The 17,961-nt window shown below is 64.0% G+C and carries 19 protein-coding genes and 1 other annotated feature; of the genes, 9 read left to right on the top strand and 10 right to left on the bottom strand.

Annotated elements, in window-relative coordinates; translation table 11 throughout:
- Window positions 1-10: 10 nt before the first annotated feature.
- Window positions 11-1,840: a glutamine--fructose-6-phosphate transaminase (isomerizing) gene (glmS, locus tag ACELLULO517_RS17160; protein ID WP_227308625.1), complete on the bottom strand. Its 1,830-nt coding sequence runs from the start codon at window positions 1,838-1,840 to the stop codon at window positions 11-13.
- Window positions 1,841-1,846: 6 nt separating this feature from the next.
- Window positions 1,847-3,193, bottom strand: a complete 1,347-nt coding sequence (gene glmU, locus ACELLULO517_RS17155; protein ID WP_227308624.1) for a bifunctional UDP-N-acetylglucosamine diphosphorylase/glucosamine-1-phosphate N-acetyltransferase GlmU — start codon at window positions 3,191-3,193, stop codon at window positions 1,847-1,849.
- Between the two features lie 84 nt (window positions 3,194-3,277).
- Here glmU and ACELLULO517_RS17150 point away from each other — a divergent pair, with 84 nt between their 5' ends.
- Window positions 3,278-3,928 (top strand): HAD family hydrolase, encoded by a 651-nt coding sequence (locus ACELLULO517_RS17150; protein WP_227308623.1) that lies wholly within the window; start codon window positions 3,278-3,280, stop codon window positions 3,926-3,928.
- A gap of 158 nt (window positions 3,929-4,086) precedes the next feature.
- Here ACELLULO517_RS17150 and ACELLULO517_RS17145 read toward each other — a convergent pair whose 3' ends face one another.
- Window positions 4,087-5,565, bottom strand: a complete 1,479-nt coding sequence (locus ACELLULO517_RS17145; RefSeq protein ID WP_227308622.1) for a SulP family inorganic anion transporter — start codon at window positions 5,563-5,565, stop codon at window positions 4,087-4,089.
- 68 nt (window positions 5,566-5,633) lie between these two features.
- Window positions 5,634-5,690: a sequence feature (sul1 is cis-regulatory element that is thought to sense ions involved in sulfur or methionine metabolism; They are found in Alphaproteobacteria), on the bottom strand.
- Window positions 5,691-5,835: 145 nt separating this feature from the next.
- Here ACELLULO517_RS17145 and ACELLULO517_RS17140 point away from each other — a divergent pair.
- A complete protein-coding gene (locus ACELLULO517_RS17140) occupies window positions 5,836-6,357 on the top strand; it encodes a GNAT family N-acetyltransferase (protein WP_227308621.1) in 522 nt (173 codons plus the stop codon).
- On the opposite strand, the gene ACELLULO517_RS17135 is transcribed toward ACELLULO517_RS17140, so the two are convergent.
- Entirely contained in the window at window positions 6,318-7,013 is a 696-nt protein-coding gene (locus ACELLULO517_RS17135; protein WP_227308620.1) for an aspartate/glutamate racemase family protein, read from the bottom strand. The two genes, ACELLULO517_RS17140 and ACELLULO517_RS17135, sit on opposite strands and share 40 nt — an antisense overlap.
- Window positions 7,014-7,243: 230 nt before the next feature.
- Between ACELLULO517_RS17135 and ACELLULO517_RS17130 the strand changes: the two genes are divergently transcribed.
- The 3 genes from ACELLULO517_RS17130 (at window position 7,244) to ACELLULO517_RS17120 (ending at window position 9,840) form a co-directional block, all read left to right on the top strand.
- The gene (locus tag ACELLULO517_RS17130) at window positions 7,244-7,570 is read left to right on the top strand and encodes a hypothetical protein (RefSeq protein WP_227308619.1); all 327 of its coding nucleotides are present in this window, start codon (window positions 7,244-7,246) and stop codon (window positions 7,568-7,570) included.
- A 126-nt stretch (window positions 7,571-7,696) separates the two neighbouring features.
- Window positions 7,697-9,064: a cysteine--tRNA ligase gene (gene cysS, locus ACELLULO517_RS17125; protein WP_227308618.1), complete on the top strand. Its 1,368-nt coding sequence runs from the start codon at window positions 7,697-7,699 to the stop codon at window positions 9,062-9,064.
- The gene (locus tag ACELLULO517_RS17120; RefSeq protein ID WP_227308617.1) at window positions 9,061-9,840 is read left to right on the top strand and encodes an RNA methyltransferase; all 780 of its coding nucleotides are present in this window, start codon (window positions 9,061-9,063) and stop codon (window positions 9,838-9,840) included. Before cysS ends, ACELLULO517_RS17120 begins: the two co-directional genes overlap by 4 nt.
- Before the next feature lie 20 nt (window positions 9,841-9,860).
- Here ACELLULO517_RS17120 and ACELLULO517_RS17115 read toward each other — a convergent pair whose 3' ends face one another.
- A complete protein-coding gene (locus tag ACELLULO517_RS17115; protein ID WP_227308616.1) occupies window positions 9,861-10,181 on the bottom strand; it encodes a DoxX family protein in 321 nt (106 codons plus the stop codon).
- Between the two features lie 189 nt (window positions 10,182-10,370).
- Between ACELLULO517_RS17115 and ACELLULO517_RS17110 the strand changes: the two genes are divergently transcribed.
- Both ACELLULO517_RS17110 and ACELLULO517_RS17105 read left to right on the top strand, forming a co-directional pair.
- The gene (locus tag ACELLULO517_RS17110; protein ID WP_227308615.1) at window positions 10,371-10,958 is read left to right on the top strand and encodes a TetR/AcrR family transcriptional regulator; all 588 of its coding nucleotides are present in this window, start codon (window positions 10,371-10,373) and stop codon (window positions 10,956-10,958) included.
- A gap of 161 nt (window positions 10,959-11,119) precedes the next feature.
- Complete coding sequence (locus ACELLULO517_RS17105) at window positions 11,120-11,290, top strand: type 2 periplasmic-binding domain-containing protein (protein WP_227308614.1); 171 nt, start codon at window positions 11,120-11,122, stop codon at window positions 11,288-11,290.
- On the opposite strand, the gene ACELLULO517_RS17100 is transcribed toward ACELLULO517_RS17105, so the two are convergent.
- On the bottom strand, window positions 11,280-12,050 hold the full coding sequence (locus tag ACELLULO517_RS17100) for an ABC transporter permease (protein ID WP_227308613.1): 771 nt from the start codon (window positions 12,048-12,050) through the stop codon (window positions 11,280-11,282). The genes ACELLULO517_RS17105 and ACELLULO517_RS17100 overlap by 11 nt on opposite strands.
- Window positions 12,047-12,973, bottom strand: a complete 927-nt coding sequence (locus ACELLULO517_RS17095) for an ABC transporter ATP-binding protein (RefSeq protein WP_227308612.1) — start codon at window positions 12,971-12,973, stop codon at window positions 12,047-12,049. Before ACELLULO517_RS17095 ends, ACELLULO517_RS17100 begins: the two co-directional genes overlap by 4 nt.
- 667 nt (window positions 12,974-13,640) lie before the next feature.
- Between ACELLULO517_RS17095 and ACELLULO517_RS17090 the strand changes: the two genes are divergently transcribed.
- The gene (locus ACELLULO517_RS17090) at window positions 13,641-13,847 is read left to right on the top strand and encodes a hypothetical protein (protein WP_227308611.1); all 207 of its coding nucleotides are present in this window, start codon (window positions 13,641-13,643) and stop codon (window positions 13,845-13,847) included.
- Window positions 13,848-13,970: 123 nt separating this feature from the next.
- Here ACELLULO517_RS17090 and ACELLULO517_RS17085 read toward each other — a convergent pair whose 3' ends face one another.
- Window positions 13,971-14,711: an SDR family oxidoreductase gene (locus ACELLULO517_RS17085; protein WP_227308610.1), complete on the bottom strand. Its 741-nt coding sequence runs from the start codon at window positions 14,709-14,711 to the stop codon at window positions 13,971-13,973.
- Between the two features lie 121 nt (window positions 14,712-14,832).
- Between ACELLULO517_RS17085 and ACELLULO517_RS17080 the strand changes: the two genes are divergently transcribed.
- Window positions 14,833-15,711, top strand: coding sequence for a LysR family transcriptional regulator (locus tag ACELLULO517_RS17080; protein ID WP_319796437.1), 879 nt, complete (start codon window positions 14,833-14,835; stop codon window positions 15,709-15,711).
- Here ACELLULO517_RS17080 and bla read toward each other — a convergent pair.
- Both bla and ACELLULO517_RS17070 read right to left on the bottom strand, forming a co-directional pair.
- A complete protein-coding gene (gene bla / locus ACELLULO517_RS17075; RefSeq protein WP_227308608.1) occupies window positions 15,708-16,544 on the bottom strand; it encodes a class A beta-lactamase in 837 nt (278 codons plus the stop codon). The two genes, ACELLULO517_RS17080 and bla, sit on opposite strands and share 4 nt — an antisense overlap.
- A gap of 23 nt (window positions 16,545-16,567) precedes the next feature.
- Complete coding sequence (locus ACELLULO517_RS17070) at window positions 16,568-17,935, bottom strand: short-chain fatty acid transporter (RefSeq protein ID WP_227308607.1); 1,368 nt, start codon at window positions 17,933-17,935, stop codon at window positions 16,568-16,570.
- Between the last annotated feature and the right edge of the window lie 26 nt (window positions 17,936-17,961).

Raw genomic sequence — 17,961 nt, 5'->3', positions numbered from 1 at the left:
AGACAACCCCCTACTCCACCGTCACCGATTTCGCGAGATTGCGCGGCTGATCGACATCCGTGCCTTTCAGCAACGCGACGCGATAGGCCAGCATCTGCACGGCGATGGTGTGCAGAATGGGCGCGACGAAAGGATCGCAGGTCGGCAGCACCACCGTGGCGGCGGCAATGCCTTTCAGTTTCTCGGCCCCGGCGGCATCGCTGAAGACGATGACCTGTCCCCCGCGCGCGGCGGCTTCCTGCAGATTGGAGGCTGTCTTCTCGAACAAGGGGCCGGAGGGCGCGATGGCGACCACCGGCACATGCCGGTCGATCAGCGCGATCGGACCATGCTTCATCTCACCGGCCGCATAGCCCTCGGCATGGATATAGCTGATCTCTTTCAGCTTCAGCGCGCCTTCCAGCGCCACCGGAAAGCAGGAGCCGCGACCGAGATAAAGCACGTCCCGCGCTTCCGCGATGCGTTCGGCCACCCGGCCAATCGCGGCCGTGGTTTCTTCCGAAAGGATTTCCGCCGCCTGTCCCGGCACTTCCATCAACGCCTGGGTCAGCAGCGCTTCGCGCGCCGCATCCAGCGTGCCGCGCGCCCGCCCGGCGGCCAGCGCGAAACAGGCCAGCACCGTCAGCTGTGCCGTGAAGGCCTTGGTGGAGGCGACACCGATCTCAGGCCCCGCCAGGGTTTCCAGCACGGCATCGCTTTCCCGCGCCATGCTGCTTTCCGGCACGTTCACGACCGACAGGACATGCTGCCCTTCGTCCTGCATGTAGCGGAGTGCCGCCAAAGTATCCGCCGTCTCGCCGGATTGGCTGACAAGCAGGCCCAAGCCTTCCGACGGCAAGGGCGGCGCGCGATAGCGGAATTCGCTGGCGACATCGGCATCCGTCGGCAGGCGGGCGATCGTCTCCAGCCAGACACGCCCGACCAGACCGGCATAGAAGGCCGAGCCGCAGGCGCTGATGGTGGCGCGCGGCAAGGTCGCGAGGTCAAAGGGCAGATCCCACAGCATGACGCTGCGCGACGCCGGATCGATCATGCGGCTGAGCACATCGCCGATCACGACCGGATGCTCATGCAGCTCCTTCTCCATGAAATGGCGGTAATTGCCGCGACCGATGGCCGCCCCCGTCAGGCGGGTTTCACGGATGGCGCGCTCAACGCGGGCGCCGTGCCGGTCATAGAAGATCGCGCCGTCACGGCGGATCACCGCCCAATCGCCATCGTCCAGATAGGCGATACGGCGGGTCAGCGGCGCCAAAGCCAGCGCGTCGGAGCCGATGAACATCTCCCGCTCCCCGAAACCGATGGCGAGCGGCGCACCGTGGCGGGCGCCGATCATCAGATCCGGATGGCCGGCGAAGATCAGCGCCAGGGCATAGGCGCCTTCCAGCCGGGCGAGCGCCGCGCCGGCCGCCTTCTCCGGGCTCATGCCCTGCTGCAGATAAAGGTCGAGCAGCTGGGCCACGCATTCGGTGTCTGTCTCGGTCGAGAATTCCTGACCGGCGGCTTCCAGCTCGGCGCGAAGGGCCGCGTGGTTTTCGATGATGCCGTTATGCACGACGGAAACGCGGGCCGTGCCATGCGGATGGGCATTGCCCTCGGTCGGCGCGCCATGGGTCGCCCAGCGGGTATGGCCGATACCGACATCGCCGGCCAGCGGCAGGCGGGTCAGCACGCTGGCCAGATTGCCGAGCTTGCCTTCCGCGCGGCGGCGGTCGATGCGCCCGCCGTCCAGCGTGGCGATGCCGGCGCTGTCATAGCCGCGATATTCCAGGCGGCCGAGCGCTTCCAGGATCAGGGGTGCCGCCGGGCGGTCACCCAGCATTCCGACGATACCGCACATGGGCGTTCAGCCTCCCGTCTTCTTCTTGGTCCAGGTCGAGCGGATCAGCGCACCGCCGCCGCGGCGTTCGGCCTGCTTGGCACGGCCGAAGGCCAGCGCATCGGCTTCGACGTCCTTGGTGATGGTGCTGCCGGCGGCGATGAAACTGCCGGGGCCCAGCGTCAGGGGCGCGACGAGCGTGGAATTGGAGCCGACGAAGCTGCCCTCACCGATGGTCGTGCGGTGCTTCAGATTGCCGTCGTAATTGCAGGTGATGGTGCCGGCGCCGATATTGCTGCCGCCCCCCACGCTGGCATCCCCGATATAGGCGAGGTGATTGGCCTTGGCGCCGTCGCCCAGCGTCGTCGCCTTCAGCTCCACGAAATTGCCGACATGGGCGTGCTGGCCGACGACCGTGCCGGGACGCAGCCGGGCATAGGGGCCGATGCGCGATCCCTCGCCCACCACACAGCCTTCCAGATGGCTGAAGGCAAGGATTTCGGTGCCGGTCTTGATCGTCACGCCGGGACCGAAGACGACATGGGGACCGACGATGACATCGGCTTCGATGACCGTATCGAATGCGAAAAAGACCGTGTCCGGCGCGGTCAGCGTCACGCCCGCATCCATGGCGGCCAGGCGCAGGCGGGCCTGCACGGTCGCCTCAGCCTCGGCAAGCTCGCTCCGCGAATTGACGCCGCGCAGCTCGGTATGATCGGCCTCGACGGCGACGACGCGCCTGCCTTCGGCGACGGCGAGCGCCACGACATCGGTCAGATAATATTCGCCCTTGGCATTGTCGGAACGGACGGCGGCCAGCCAGCGCGCGAGGTCCGGCCCGGATGCGCAGAACACGCCGGCATTGCAGAGGCCCACGGCGCGCTCGGCGTCATTCGCATCCGCCCATTCCACAATGCGGATGACGTCGCCTTTGTCATCGGTGATGACGCGGCCGTATTTGCCGGGCGCAGGCGGGCGCATGGCGAGGAGAGCGAGACCGTTTCCGGCCCGCGCTGCCTTCAGCCGCGCCAGGGTTTCGGGCGTGATCAGCGGATTATCGGCATAAAGGATGGCGACATCGCCTTCCCCGAAATACGGCACGGCTTGAAGCGCGGCATGGGCTGTGCCCAGGCGGTCCTGCTGCACGACCGTCGGATGCGGGGCGGCCGCGCGGGCGACGGCCTCCATCTCCGGACCCGTCACCACGACCATCTTATCGAAGACCTGGCCGGATGCCGCCAGCAGATGCGCCAGCATGGGGCGGCCGGCGATGGCGTGCAGGCATTTGGGCAGGCTGGATTTCATGCGGGTGCCAAGCCCCGCGGCCAGGATCACGGCAGTGGTGGTATCAGCGGTCGGCGCGGTCATGATCATCCCTAGGGCTCACCCTTGCGGTAGCGGCGAGAGGCCTGTCGTGTCAAAGGGTTCGGAGACAATTCTCGTATCGGAGTGCAACCTATGGCCAAGTGTCTGGTGCTGGATCTGGACGGCACGATCACCGACAGTCTGCCCGATATCGCGGGCGCGCTGAACCGCAGTCTGGCGCGCTATAGCCAGGACCCGCTGCCCATGGAGCAGGTGCGGCCGATGGTGGGTGACGGGCTGATGGTGCTGTATCAGCGCGGTTACGCGGCGCGCGGCATGGTGCCGACGGATGAGGATATGGCGCTGGGCCTGGCCGACTATACGGCGCATTCGACCGAAGGCACATATCTTTACCCTGGCGCGCTGGAGGCCCTGCGGGCGCTGAAAGCGGCCGGATGGCAGTTGGCCGTCTGCACCAATAAGCCCGAAGAGCCGGCACGCATTCTGCTCGACCATGTCGGCCTGCTGCCGCTGCTGGATGCGGTCGGCGGCGGCGACAGTTTTCCGGTGAAGAAACCGGACCCGGACCATATCCGCTTCACGCTGGAAGCCGCCGGAGCGACGGTCGCGGAATCCGTCATGATCGGCGATCACCATAATGACGTCGCCGCCGGCAAGGGCGCCGGCCTGCCGACCATTTTCGCGTCCTGGGGCTATGGTCCGCGTGAGGTCGGCGCGGAAGCCGATGCGGTGGCCGAGAGTTTCGCGGACGTGCCTGCGCTTTGCGAGACGCTGCGGCCGTAACGCTGGCGGCCGCCCTGCTTTCGTCATCCGCGGACTTGTTCCGCGGACCAACCCATCAGGGCGCCCCGACGGCGTTTAGGCGCGGCCGGCAAGGCCCGGCCGGCAAGGCGCCCCAGCGGGTAGACCCGCGCAACGGGTGCGCGGGCGACACTGAAAGGTCAGCCCTCCGCCTGGATCGCCGGACCGTGGCGATCCACCAGCGTCGCGCTGGCAGTGTTGAGGCCGACCAGTTCCACCCGCATACCGTGGCGGCGCATCTTGGTGACGACGGTCTCCAAAGCGCCGACCGCCGTGATGTCCCATAGATGCGCGCCCGTCAGGTCGATCACCACGCTTGTCGCGCTGTCGCGCAGATCGAATTGGTCGGTGAACATATCGGCGCTGGCGAAGAAGACCTGGCCCGTCACGACATAGGTCCGCGTATCCGTGGCCGCGTCATAGCGGCTGGCGACGCTCATCAGGTTCATGACCTTGAAGGCGAAGAACACGCCGCTGAGCAACACGCCGACCACGACACCGGCTGCCAGATCATGCGTCGCGACCGTCACGATGACCGTCGCCAGCATGACGATGCTGGAGACCTTGGGGTGCCGCACCACGTCCCGGAAGCTTGCCCAGTTGAAGGTGCTGACCGAGACCATGATCATGATCGCGACCAGGGCGGCCACCGGCACGCGCGCCACCCAGGGTCGCAGCAGCACCATCAGGATCAGCAGGAACAGCCCGGCGACAAGCGTGGAAAGTCGCCCGCGCCCGCCATAGCGGACATTGCCGACCGTCTGGCCGATCATGCCGCAACCGGCGATACCGCCGAACAGCCCGGCCGCGATATTGGCGAGGCCAAGCCCCGTGCATTCCCGCGCCTTGGAACTGGTGCTGTCGGTCAGGTCATCCACGACCGTCGCCGTCATCATCGATTCCAGCAACCCGACGACCGCCATGGCCAAGGCGTAGGGGGCGACGATGCCCAGCGTATGCAGGGTCAGCGGCACATGCGGCAGAACCAGATTGGGGAGCGATGACGGCAGTTTCCCGAGATCGGCGACGGTATGCAGCGGCATCGGGATCAGGAAGCTGATGCCGGTCAGGATGACGATGCAGACGAGCGGCGACGGGATCGCCGTCGTCAGGCGCGGCAGCAGGTAGATGATGACGAGGCCGATCGCGATCATCGCATAGGTATGCCAGCTGACACCCAGCATCTGCGGCACCTGGGCCGAAAAGATGAGAATCGCCAAGGCATTGACGAAGCCGGTGCGGACCGAGCGCGAGACGAAGCGCATCAGCACATCCAGCCGCAACAGGCCGAAAATGACCTGGAAAGCGCCCGCCATCAGCGTGGCCGCGAGCAGGTAATCCAGCCCGTGGGATCGCACGAGCGCGGCGGCGACCAGGGCGACCGAGCCCGCAGCCCCGGAAATCATCGCTGGCCTGCCACCCGCGAAGGCGATGACGATGCCGATGATGAAGGAGGCATAGAGCCCGACCTCGGGGTCCACGCCCGCCACGAAGGAGAAGGCGATGACCTCAGGGATGAGGGCGAAGGTGCCCACCATCCCGGCGAGGATATCGCGCCTTATATCGCCGAGCGTGGTACCCCACTCGGCACGGTAGTGAGAGATGGATTGTGTGTTCATCGTGATATCTACAGTCAGCGCACGAGATGGCATCGACTTCAGCGATGCGGAACAGTCGTGACGTTTGCTGTTGTCCGGCGGATTGGCGGCCGGAAGAGCCACCCGGAGTTTCACCGGGGTCCTGACGAATGCCTTTTTCCTAGCAGGCGAAAGATGCGACACGCAACATTTTCTCAGAGAAAACTTTCATCTCTGCCCGGCGAGCATCCTGGTTGCCGGGCGGGACAAGCCAAGTCACCCTGCTCGGACAAAGCACACCAGGACGCGACCATGACCACCCTGCGACCGGCAGCGCGCGCGGATATCCCCTTCATCATGGCGGTCGAACGCCGGCCGGGTAATGACGCTTTCGTCAACCGCTGGTCGGATGACGCGCATCAAGCGGCCTTGGCTTCGCCGGACAATGCCTATTTCATTGGCGAAGGTGACGAGGGTCAGCCGGTCGGTTTTGCCATCGTCCAGGATCGGCAGGACGCGAACGGCAATCTATATGTCCTTCGCCTGGCCGTGGCCGTTCTGGGGGAAGGTCATGGAAGGCAGATTTTCGCGGCGACCCGCGACTGGGTCTTCCGGGAAACCACGGCCCATCGCCTCTGGCTGCGCGTCTACCGCCACAACAGCACAGCCTACGCCCTCTATCGCAGTTGCGGCTTTGTCGAGGAGGGCGTCGCCCGCGAAGCGCGGCTATTGCCGGATGGAAGCCGTGTCGATGTGGTCATGATGTCCCAGCTGCGGCGGGAATGGCAGAGCCTTCAGGATGCCAAGGCCGCATTGACCGCCGCTTCCGCGTGAATCTGGGTGGTGTCGAACAGCGGCACAGGACTGTCCTGGGGCCGGACCAGAAGCATGATTTCCGTGCATCCGAGAATGACGGCCTCGGCCCCATTTTCGACAAGCCGAGCGATCACGCCCCGGTAAGCCTCCCGCGATTCGGCCGTTATCTGTCCGGCGACCAGCTCCTCATAAATGATCCGGTGAACCAGCTTGCGGTCTTCCTCGCCAGGAACAAGCACGGATAGGCCGTGACTGGCGACAAGCCGTCCTTTGTAGAAATCCTGTTCCATCGTGAAGGCGGTGCCGAGCAGCCCGACCTTGGCGAAGCCTGCTGCCTTGATGCGGTCCGCCGTCGGGTCAGCGATATGCAGCAGCGGTATCGTCACGGCCGCCTGCACGGCGGGCGCCATGCGGTGCATGGTATTGGTGCAGATCAGCAGCAGATCCGCGCCACCGTCCTCCAGACGCCGCGCGGCATCGCGCATGAGCGTCGTCAGCGCGTCCCAATCGCCCTTATGCTGCAGCGCCTCGATCTCAGCGAAATTGAAAGACCAAAGCAGGCACTTGGCCGATACCGTAGGACCCAGACGATCCCGCACGCCCTGATTGATGATCCGGTAATACTCGGCCGAGCTTTCCCAGCTCATCCCGCCGATCAGGCCGATCATCTTCATCACGCTCTCCTACCAGGTCAGGCCGATAGGGACCAGCTTGTCGGCTTGTTGTTGTTCAATCAAGTATGAGGCCAAGTGCCACAGCCTGCCTCCCCCTGCATCATCATCCGACACTGCCCTAAACACGCGCTTTCGTGAATGGGCGCCTTGCTTTCGCCATCCCGCCGCGACGATCCCGCCACGCGCAATCCCCAGACTCTTCATCAAGACCACAAAGGGGATTGTTCCTCATGCGACTTCTGACCTCCACCCTCGCCGTCGGTGCCTTGGCCTTGGCTTTGCCCCTGATGGCGCCCCAGCTAGCCCAGGCGGCAGCGCCGCGGGGCGCGACCGTCCTTCAGGCCGACTGGAACGGCTATCACAATGACTGGCACCATGATTGGCACCATGATTGGCGTCATGACGACCGCCATGAATGGCGCGGCGATTACGCGCATCATTGGCACCACCATTGGGACCGCCCGCCCCCGCCGCCTTACGGCTATGACGCGCCGCCGCCCCAGTATTACGCGCCGGCGCCCCAGGGCTATGTCTACGGCTATACCTACGGCGGCTGATCCGACCCTGCGGAGGAGGACGGCGCGATCGCACCCCTCCTCCGCTCCGCCCTCTGCTCCCCATTGCTGGCCACCCTTGCTCACGCGCTGCTTGCGGGACAGGGCGCGGGGCGGCAAAAGGCCAGGATGCACGCGCTCACGCTCCATAACAGCCTCACCCGCCGGGACGAGGCCTTCCGGCCGATTATCCCCGAGCATGTCCGCCTCTATTGCTGCGGACCCACGGTCTATGACCGCGCGCATCTGGGCAATGCCCGGCCTGTCGTCGTCTTCGACGTGCTGGCGCGGCTGCTGCGCGAGATCTTCCCCCGCGTCACCTATGTCCGCAATATCACGGATATCGACGACAAGATCATGATCCGCGCGGCCGAGCGCGGCGTCCCGATCGCCACGATCACCGAGCAGACGACCGCCGATTTCCACGCCGATATGGCGGAATTGGGCGCGCTGCCGCCGGATATCGAGCCGCACGCCACCGACAATATTCCGCAGATGATCGCGATCATCGAAAAGCTGATGGCGAACGGCCATGCCTATGCGGCCGAGGGCCATGTGCTGTTCGCGGTCGCCAGCGACCCGCATTACGGCCATCTCTCGGGCCGCAGCCGGGACGAACTGATCGCCGGGGCGCGGGTGGAAGTCGCGCCCTATAAGCGCGACGCCGGGGATTTTGTGCTGTGGAAGCCGTCGACCGGCGATATGCCGGGCTGGGACAGCCCCTGGGGCTACGGAAGGCCGGGCTGGCATATCGAATGCTCGGCCATGTCCTGGCGCTATCTGGGCGAGGATTTCGATATTCATGGCGGCGGCGGCGATCTGATCTTCCCGCATCATGAGAATGAGATGGCGCAGAGTTGCTGCGCCTTCCCGGGGAGCCAATTCGCCCGCACCTGGATGCATAACGGCATGCTGCTGGTGAACGGCGAGAAGATGTCCAAATCCCTGGGCAATTTCCGCACCGTGCGTGACGTGCTGAGCATCGCGCCCGGTGAGGCCGTGCGGTTTCTGCTGCTGCGCAGCCATTACCGCGCTTCGGTCGATTTCACCGAGGCCGGGCTGGTGGAAGCCCGCCGCGAACTGGACCGCTTCTATCGCGCCCTGTCGCGCCATGCGCCGAGCTTCGCCGAGGAACCGCATGCAGCGGTACCGGCCGAGGTGATGGCCGCCCTCTGCGATGACCTCAATACACCGGCTGCCATCGCCGCGCTGCATAGCCTGGCGGACCGCGCCATGGCCGGGGATGCGCTGGCCGCCGCCGGGCTGCATGCGGCGGGCCGCGTGCTGGGCATTCTGCAGGCCGATCCGCAAAGCTGGTTTCAGGGCGGCATCGATGGCTCAGCGGTTGAACAGGCGATCGCGGACCGGCTCGCCGCCCGCAAGGCAAAGGATTTCGCCCGTGCGGACGCCATTCGCGCGGCATTGCTGGCCCAGGGCATTCTGCTCGAAGACGGACCCGGCGGCACGACCTGGCGCCGTGCGGATGCGAGCGTATGACCGGCCGTGACGCGGGGGCCGATATCGGCCCCATCGGCAATAGCCCGGTCGTGATCCTGGTCCGCCCGCAACTGGCCGATAATATCGGCTCGGTCGCGCGCTGCATGGCCAATGGCGGTCTGTTCCATCTGCGCCTTGTCGCCCCGCGTGACGGCTGGCCGCAGGAGCGCGCCTGGCGGATGGCCTCCGGCGCCGATCGTATTCTGGACGAGGCGCAGGTTTTCGAGACGGTGGCCGAGGCCGTCGCCGACCTGCATCATGTCGCGGCCACCTGCCCGCGCCCGCGCCATATCATCAAGCCGATCCTGACGGCCCGTGGGGCTGCCGCCGAACTCCGCGCCGCCACCGCGACGGGCCTGCGCAGCGGCATTCTGTTCGGTCCCGAACGCGCAGGGCTGGAGAATGACGACATGGCCCATGCCGATATGCTGGTGCGCTATCCGCTGAACCCTGCCTTCATGTCCCTCAACCTGGCGCAAGCCGTGATGGTGATGGCCTATGAATGGTGGATGGCGGATGAGCCGTCATCCCCCCGCGAGCTGATGACGAATGAAACCCGCGTCGCCACCAAAGGCGAGTTGGAAAACTTCCTCGGCCATCTGGTGCGCGAGCTGGACGATTGCGGTTTCCTGCGCAATGAGCCGAAGCGCCCCGGCATGGTGCGCAATGTCCGCCATCTGTTCCAGCGCGGCGAAGTGACCGAGCAGGAATTGCGGACCTTGCACGGCATGATCACGGAACTCGCCCGCGGCCGGAACGCGAAGCGCGGCGGGTAGCGATCGGCCAGGCTGGGTTCTCAGACCAAGACCGCCGCGACAACAAGCAAGGCGGCAAAGACGCTCAGCGGTGCCAGATGCGAAAAATCGCGGTGGCGTAGAACCGTCACAACCGCAGCCGCAATGATGGCCGCCCCCAGCGCCAGACCCAAAATGCGGCTGACGGGGAGCGCAATCAGAACCGCGCATATCACCTCCAACCCACCCGTCACACGGCCCCACCAATGCGGATAACCCCAGCGCGCGAAATCGCTCCGCGTCCCGGCCGTGCCAATCGCGTTGACCAGGCCCGCGCCGAGGAATCCGGCAGCGATGAGCCAGATTGAAAAACTATGGACCATCTCAGACTCCTGCGATCATCGGGGTCGCGATAAACGCGACAGCCGGGAGCAAGGCCAATCCAGGCGCAAACCAGTGCATGACGTCTTCCTATCTAGCCATTTGAAATTATCTAGCGTCGCTAGATTAATAATATACCATTGCTAGATAATCAAGCGTCGGTATGATCCCTCGATCTGGGAGATCGAAGATTGGGCATCGCCGAGCGGAAAGGGAGAGATCGGGCTGAGCGCGAGCAGCGCATTGTCGCGGCAGCGCGCGTCATCGCGGAGCGCGAAGGATGGGATGCCGTGACCATCCGCCGTCTGGCCAATGAGATCGAATATAGTCAGCCCGTCCTCTACGCCCATTTCGAGAATAGAACCGCGATTGTAAGCGCCGTCGCCGTCGAGGGGTTTCAGGAATTCACCCTGGCACTTCGGGAAGCGGCCCTTGGCGCGACCGACACAGGGAATGCCCTCAAGGCTGTCGCCCTGGCCTATCTCGCCTTTGCGCTCAGTCGCCCTGCACTCTACGAGGCCATGTTTATCCTGCCCACGGATTTGCGCTTCGCCGTCGGTGATACCAGACCGGAACTCCGCGCCGCGTTCGGGGCCCTTGCTGCGGTCGTCGCACCGTTCTGCGTCGATACTGACCTGATGACCGAGACGTTTTGGGCAGCCCTGCACGGGCTCGCCGCACTCGAAGGGTCAGGCCGGATCAGGCCCAGCGCACGCGACGCGCGCATCTCGCTTGTCATCCAGGCGATCGTCGTTTGCGGAAACGACGCATCTGCTTAAGCGGAATGCCCGCTTTCCGCCACAGCGGATCACTATAAAACGACAGATCGACTGCTTTTTTTTGGCTTATCCTGCGCTGAGACCGTCTATACTTTGGCCGTTACTGAGCGATCCCGTTCAAAATACCTGCCCCGACGCGGCAGTTGTGTGATCCACCGCCCATGGCGGACGGGGGGTATCGCGCGCAACCCCATATCGACAGCGGCCGACTTGTCGGTTGCCTGGCCGATTGGATAGAGCCGGAGACCGCGCTTTATCTCTATTACCCCTCGCGGAAATATATCTCCGCCGGTCTGCGGGCCGTCATCGCGGCAATGCGCGTCACGGCTTGAGACGATAGCCGGTGCGGAAGATCCACCACAGCACCGCCAGGCACAGCGCCATGAACGCCAGGATGAAGACAAGGCTGATACCGACGCCGACATCGCCCACGCCATAGAAGCTCCAGCGGAAGCCGCTGACCAGATAAACGACCGGATTGAACAGGCTGACCGTCCGCCAGGGCTGCGGCAGCATGTCGATTGAATAGAAGGCGCCGCCGAGGAAGGTCAGCGGCGTCACCACCAGGGACGGCACGATCGCCAGCTGCTCGAAACTTTCGGCCCAGATGCCGATCAGAAAGCCGAACAGGCTGAAGGTCAGCGCCGTCAGCACAAGGAAGGCGATCATCCAGCCGGGATGCATGATCCGCACCGGCACGAAGAAGGTCGCCGTCACCAGGATGATCAGACCGATCATGATCGATTTCGTAGCCGCCGCGCCGACATAGGCCAGCACCACTTCCAGGCTGGAAATCGGCGCGGATAAAAGCTCGAAGATCGTCTTGGTGAATTTCGGGAAATAGATCGCGATCGAGGCGTTGGAAATGCCCTGGGTCAGCAGCGTCAGCATGATCAGACCCGGCACGATGAAGGCGCCGTAACCGACCCCGCCGACCTGATGCATGCGCGACCCGATGGCCGTGCCGAACACGATGAAATACAGCACGGTCGTCAGCACGGGCGTCGCTACACTCTGCAGAACGGTCCGCCGCGTGCGCGCCATTTCGGCGCGGTAGATGGCCCACATGCCGGGCAGGTTGACCACGCTCATACGCCACTCTCCACCAGACCCACGAAAATATCTTCGAGCGAACTCCGGCCCGTTTCGAGGTCTTTGTAATCAATCCCGGCGGCGGCCAATTCCCGCAGCAACAGCGGCATGCCAGTATCCGGCGCATTCGCGTCGAATTCATAGACAAGGCGTTCGCCGTCCGCTTCCAGCCGCAAGGGCCAGCCGGACAGCGCAGGCGGGATAGCCGTCATCCGCTGCTGCATCGTGACGCTCAACCGCCGCTTGCCCATCTTGCGCATCAGCGTCGCCGTCTCCTCGACCAGCACCAGGCGTCCGCGATCGATGACCCCGACGCGGTCCGCCATCTCCTCCGCTTCCTCAAGGTAATGCGTGGTCAGGATGACGGTGACGCCACGGTCCCGCAGCCGGCGCACGAGGTCCCACATGTCACGACGCAGATTGACGTCGACACCGGCGGTCGGCTCGTCAAGGAACAGAATATCCGGCTCATGGCTCAGCGCCTTGGCGATCATCACCCGGCGCTTCATCCCGCCCGACAGTTCGTTGACGCGTGCGCCGCGTTTTTCCCACAGCGAGAGATCGCGGAGAATCTGTTCGATATAGGCAGGGTTTGCGGATTTGCCGAAAAGGCCGCGACTGAATTGCACGGTGTTTTCGACCGTCGCGAAGATATCGAGCGAAATCTCCTGCGGCACCAATCCGATTATGCCGCGGGCTGCGCGATAGTCGGTGATGATGTCATGGCCATCGACGGATATGCGGCCCGAGGTCATCGAGACGAGGCCGCAGATGATGCTGATCAGCGTCGTTTTGCCGGCGCCATTGGGGCCGAGAAGCGCGAAGATCTCGCCTTTTTCGACCGCAAGATCGATGGCGTGAAGGGCGGTCTGTCCGGATTTATAGGTTTTTGTGACAGCGGAAATCGATAAGACGGGTGACATAGGCTCTCTTGCTTTTGGCTTGTGACCGCGTGATTGCAGCTAATGATCGTCGGCCGAAACCGGCATGTCTCACACAAGCGCAGATTTTCCCACCTTAAAACGGAACATTGTTCCTATTGTCAAGGGCGACGGGGAGAAGCTTATGACCTGCGAAGTGAGCGCTGCTAGCATGCCATTATTAAGACAATAGGCCTAATCCTGGCGATGATTGCGGGGATCATTGCCCTTCCCCTGCTGATCCCGATCGCGGCCGTGCTGCATGCGAGAGACCAACGACGCATGCGAAAAACCGCCGGAAAAACCCACTGCGCGCGTTGCGGTGCGATATTGGGCGAGGGCTCGTTGCTGCGGGCTGAACAGGCTTGAGGGAGCCGCTCCCGCTGCCAGCGTCGGTCCTTCGCGCCAGGGGGGACGCTCGCTTCTGCAGGAAATGCTTCCGGACTCGCCGTCGACACGTCCGTTGGAAGCTGAGACGGACCAGGGCAGCGAATTGTTGGTAAGAAGCCGGCCGAACTCATGTCGTTTATCTTACGCTTGCCGTTGACACGGATGAATGCTCTCACTTTTCTGTGATGCCGAGTTCATGGCAATGAATCCGGCTTGGCGTTGATCATGCTACGGCAATCAGACATATAATAATGTGTAACGAGGGAATGAGCAGCCGATTATGAAAACGGATTCCTGTGCCAATAAATTGCTGGCAACATTCGTGATTCTATTGCTTGCAGGGAGCGGGTCGACGGCGATGGCGAATACCACCCCATCGCCCGCCAAAATCGAACGAGGCGATTATACGCATCACGGCCATCACTACCTGCATCGCAAATGGGTCAAGGACCACGAGAACATGAGCGGTTACTGGTCTTATTACTGAGAATGGGGGCTGCTGCATTGGCTAACGCAGCAGCAGCAGCCCCACGCTTAAGATCCGTATGATTGCGGCAGCTTGAAATTCACGAAAAACATTTCCTATTCTCCCTCCGAAAATCCGACTGCATCAGATCACGCCACCATTGGCGCGGATAATCTGACCGTTGATCCATCCACTCTCCGCGCCGGCCAGAAACGCGACGACATGGGCGATATCCTCCGGCTGGCCCAGACGGCCGAAGGGGTTCATGCCGGCGATGGCCTTCAGCTGCGCCTCACTCTTGCCGTCCAGAAACAGCTGCGTCTCGACCGGACCGGGGGCGACGACATTGACGGTGATGCCGCGCTTGGCCGTTTCCTTCGCCAGGATATGGGTCATGGCCTCGACCGCTGCCTTGGTGCCGGCATAGACGCCGTAGCCGGGCTGATAGAGGCCGACGACGCTGGAGGAGAAGCTGATGATGCGCCCACCGTCACGCAGACGCCTGGCCCCCTCCCGCATGCCGCGAAAGACGCCGCCGATATTCAACGCCAGCTGCGCCTCGAACTCCGCATCCGTCACCTCGGCGATCGCGCCGAGCGTCATCATGCCGGCATTGTTCACCAGGATATCGACGCCACCGAAAGCCTGCTCCGCCGCGTCGAACAGCGTGATGACGCCATTAGCCGCGCCGAGATCGGCCTGAACCGCGACGGCGCGGCCGCCGGCACTTTCGATGGCACTGACCACCTGCTCGGCCTCGCTGCGCCCCCGGCTGTAATTCACGACGACGGCGATCCCGTCGCGCGCGAGGCGCTGGGCAATGGCAGCGCCGATGCCTTTGGAGCCACCGGTCACGATCGCCGTGCGCTGTTTTGTCTCAGTCATCGACTGTCTCCTGCATGTGTTGACCGCAGAGATAGGCTTCTTCGATGCCTGGATAATCCTGGCCATCTTGGCAAGAGTGTTCGGCTGTGGCGAATAATGCGTCATGGACCGGATCGACCGCATGCGCCTTTTCATTCGCGTGGTGGAGCGTGGCAGTTTTACCGCCGCCGCTGCCGATATCGGCCTGCCGCGATCGACCGCGACCGAGGCGATCAAGGATCTGGAAGCGCATCTGGGTGTCCGGCTGTTGGAACGCACGACGCGGCATGTGGCCCCCACGCTGGACGGTCAGAGCTACTATCAGCGCTGCCTGGCGCTGCTTCTCGATCTGGATGAGGCTGAGAATAGTTTTCGGGATGCGCGGCCGCGCGGGTTACTGCGGGTGGACGCCAATAGTCAGCTGACGCGCAGCTTTCTGCTGCCGCATCTGCCCGCTTTCATGGCGCGCTATCCGCTGATCGACCTACATCTGGGCCAAGGCGACCGGCTGATCGATCTGGTGCGCGAGGGCGTGGATTGCGTCATCCGCGCCGGCGACCCGACCGACAGCAGCATGATCATCCGCCGCCTTGGGCTGATCGAGGAGGTGACGGTCGCAAGCCCGTCCTATATCGCCGCTCACGGTATGCCGAAGACGCCGGACGAACTGGCGGACCATCACCGCATGGTGGGCTTCGTCTCCTCCCGCACGGGCGAAACCTTGCCGCTGGAATTCATGCATAACGGCGTGCTGCGGACCATGCGGCTGACCAGCCGGGTGACGGTCGGCAACTTGGATACGATGGCCGAGCTTGCGCGCCTCGGCTTCGGGCTGGTGCAGGCGCCGCGCTACCGCTTCGCACCGGACCTCGCCAGCGGCGCGCTGTTGCAGGTGCTGCCTGACTTTCCGCCGACACCGACGCTGCTCTCGGCTTTGTATCCGCAGAACCGCCAACTGGCGCCGCGCCTGCGGGTTTTTCTCGATTGGATCGTGGGGATTTTCGAGACGGCGGCGTTTTAGCCGAACGCCTGAGCGATAATCCGCCCCGTCTCGGCGATCAGCTTCTCCCGCCCAGCCAGCGGTTGCGTCGTCTCCGTATAATAGACCGCTGCCAGGATCGGCGCCGCGTTGGGCGGGTATATGATGCCGATATCGTTGCGCGTGCCATGCCCGCCGGAGCCTGATTTGTCACCCACGCGCCAGCCCTGCGGCAGGCCGGCCCGGATCAGATTGCCGTCGATGGAACTCGACAGCAGCCAGGCATTGAGTTGCGCGCGGGATGCTGTGCGAAGCGCATCGCCCAGCAGGACAGCGTCAAGGTCTGCCACCATCGCTTCCGGCGTCGTGGTATCACGCGGATCGCCGGGGATGGCGGTGTTCAGCGTCGGCTCCGTCCGGTCCAGCCGCGATGTCTTGTCCCCGAGCGAACGGGCAAAGCGCGTCCAGCCCTGCGCTCCGCCGATCAGCCCCAGCAGCAGGTCCTCGGCCGTATTGTCGCTCCAATCAATCGCGGCAGCGCAGAGCGCACCGGCCGTCATGAAACCAGCGCCGAGATTCTTGCGCGTGATCGGCGCATAGTCGAGCAGGTCGGCCTGACCATACGGCACAGGCCGGTCGAGCGTGATCTTGCCTTCGTCCACACGATGCAGCACGGCAGCCACCGTCAGCAGCTTATGCGTGCTGCACAGGGGGAATCTTTCCCCGGCCCGATAGGCGATGCTGCGCCTGGTGCCGGTATCAACGGCGAAAACCCCTAGCCGGCCGCCATTCTGTCTTTCCAATGCGGCAATGGCATCCGTCGCGGTCGCGGCGCGGGCCGGTGACGCCGCGACCGCGATAACCGTCGCCATCATGGCGCGACGCGTGGTGAAGGAGATCACCGGACGAGGAAGAGAACGGAAGCGCCGAAAACGATGAAGGAGACAAAGAAGCTCATCACCGTGAAGCCCAGCACGCGCCGCATGCCGATACCGGCGATGGCGAGCAAGGGCAGCGCCCAGAAGGGCTGGATCATATTGGCGACCGCCTCACCGTAACCCACCGCCTGGGCCGCCGCCGCCTGATTGACGTGAAGGGCGACCGCTGCCGGCACGATGAAGGGCCCCTGCACCGCCCAATGTCCGCCGCCGCTCGGCACGAAAAGGCTGATGATGATGGAGGAGATGAAGGCCCAGAAGGGCAAAGTCATGGGCGTCGAGATGACGATGAACCATTTGGCGATGACACCGGCCAGGCCCGTCGCCGTCATCATCCCCATGATGCCGCCATAGATCGGGTATTGCAGCAGCAACGACCCCGTGACCCGCGCCGCGCCGTTCACCGCATCGACATAGGCGATCGGGCGCCAATGCAGCAGCAGGCCAAGGGCGAGGAAAATCAGGATCAGCGTATTGATGTCGAGATGGAAGGTTCCGTGCGCAAGCTGCATGCCGATATAGCCGAAGGCCGCGACGACAAGGGCGAGGTTCAGAATCCAGGCGCGATCCAGCACGCCCGCCAGACCGCTGGCTTCCACACGCGGCTTGGGCTCGTCCTCCTTCGCCAGACGCGCCTGATCGGCCGGCTGCATCTCCGCCTCCGGCGGTTCCATGCGGCTGAAGAGCCAAGGCAGGATGATGAAGAGCAGGATGGAGGGCACAAGGTTGAAGGGCGCCAGCAGGGAATGGCTGAGGGGCACGATCTCCCCCGTCAGCTTCTGCGTGATATTGAGCGGCGACCCCGGCGTGGCCTCGGCCAGCGCGATGGAACTGGACAGGCCGGGCGGGAACATCAGGAAACCGCTATAGGCGCCGGCCAGCAGCCAGGCGAAATCCAGCCGATGGCGCTTGGCGATTTCGCGGGCGAAGACGGCCGAGGCGACGAGACCGAAACCCCAGTTGAGCGTGACGGTGGTAAGGCCGACGAAGACCGTCAGCGCCACGGCACCGCGCGGCGTGCGGGGGATGGCCGCGATCCGCCGCAGCAGGGCCGATACCGGCGGCGCGCTGGTCAGCGCATAGCCCGTCACCAGGATCAGCACCATCTGGAAGGCAAAGGGGAAGATCTGGAAAATACCGCCGTACCAGCCTGTCAGCACCTCCGTCACCGTGTTCTTCGGCGCGAAGATGAAAGCGAGCAAGGCGGTCAGGAGCGTCAGCAGAATGGCGAAAACGAAGGGTTCCGGCAGCAGCCGCTCGAACAGATAGACGAAAACCCCGGTGATGCGGGCGAGTGGCGATGCTGGTCGCGCGGCGTTCTGGCTCATTATCCGATTCGTTTCCCCGACTATTC

This window comes from Acidisoma cellulosilyticum, assembly GCF_020621385.1.
In the GTDB taxonomy this organism is placed as follows: Bacteria; Pseudomonadota; Alphaproteobacteria; order Acetobacterales; family Acetobacteraceae; genus Acidisoma; species Acidisoma cellulosilyticum.
The sequence above is the reverse complement of the archived record's forward strand: the minus strand, read 5'-3'. Positions and strand labels throughout refer to the sequence as shown.

Bases quoted from the DNA above. Each gene is read 5' to 3' on its own strand.
- ACELLULO517_RS17085 (WP_227308610.1), bottom strand. From the start codon at position 14,711: ATGACTGAGACAAAACAGCGCACGGCGATCGTGACCGGTGGCTCCAAA.
- ACELLULO517_RS17115 (WP_227308616.1), bottom strand. From the start codon at position 10,181: ATGGTCCATAGTTTTTCAATCTGGCTCATCGCTGCCGGATTCCTCGGC.
- glmS (WP_227308625.1), bottom strand. From the start codon at position 1,840: ATGTGCGGTATCGTCGGAATGCTGGGTGACCGCCCGGCGGCACCCCTG.
- ACELLULO517_RS17100 (WP_227308613.1), bottom strand. From the start codon at position 12,050: ATGAGCGTGGTCAACCTGCCCGGCATGTGGGCCATCTACCGCGCCGAA.
- ACELLULO517_RS17145 (WP_227308622.1), bottom strand. From the start codon at position 5,565: ATGAACACACAATCCATCTCTCACTACCGTGCCGAGTGGGGTACCACG.
- ACELLULO517_RS17095 (WP_227308612.1), bottom strand. From the start codon at position 12,973: ATGTCACCCGTCTTATCGATTTCCGCTGTCACAAAAACCTATAAATCC.
- bla (WP_227308608.1), bottom strand. From the start codon at position 16,544: ATGATGGCGACGGTTATCGCGGTCGCGGCGTCACCGGCCCGCGCCGCG.
- ACELLULO517_RS17135 (WP_227308620.1), bottom strand. From the start codon at position 7,013: ATGAAGATGATCGGCCTGATCGGCGGGATGAGCTGGGAAAGCTCGGCC.
- glmU (WP_227308624.1), bottom strand. From the start codon at position 3,193: ATGATCATGACCGCGCCGACCGCTGATACCACCACTGCCGTGATCCTG.
- ACELLULO517_RS17080 (WP_319796437.1), top strand. From the start codon at position 14,833: ATGCGCCTTTTCATTCGCGTGGTGGAGCGTGGCAGTTTTACCGCCGCC.
- cysS (WP_227308618.1), top strand. From the start codon at position 7,697: ATGCACGCGCTCACGCTCCATAACAGCCTCACCCGCCGGGACGAGGCC.
- ACELLULO517_RS17105 (WP_227308614.1), top strand. From the start codon at position 11,120: ATGGCGGACGGGGGGTATCGCGCGCAACCCCATATCGACAGCGGCCGA.
- ACELLULO517_RS17140 (WP_227308621.1), top strand. From the start codon at position 5,836: ATGACCACCCTGCGACCGGCAGCGCGCGCGGATATCCCCTTCATCATG.
- ACELLULO517_RS17130 (WP_227308619.1), top strand. From the start codon at position 7,244: ATGCGACTTCTGACCTCCACCCTCGCCGTCGGTGCCTTGGCCTTGGCT.
- ACELLULO517_RS17090 (WP_227308611.1), top strand. From the start codon at position 13,641: ATGAAAACGGATTCCTGTGCCAATAAATTGCTGGCAACATTCGTGATT.
- ACELLULO517_RS17070 (WP_227308607.1), bottom strand. From the start codon at position 17,935: ATGAGCCAGAACGCCGCGCGACCAGCATCGCCACTCGCCCGCATCACC.
- ACELLULO517_RS17150 (WP_227308623.1), top strand. From the start codon at position 3,278: ATGGCCAAGTGTCTGGTGCTGGATCTGGACGGCACGATCACCGACAGT.
- ACELLULO517_RS17120 (WP_227308617.1), top strand. From the start codon at position 9,061: ATGACCGGCCGTGACGCGGGGGCCGATATCGGCCCCATCGGCAATAGC.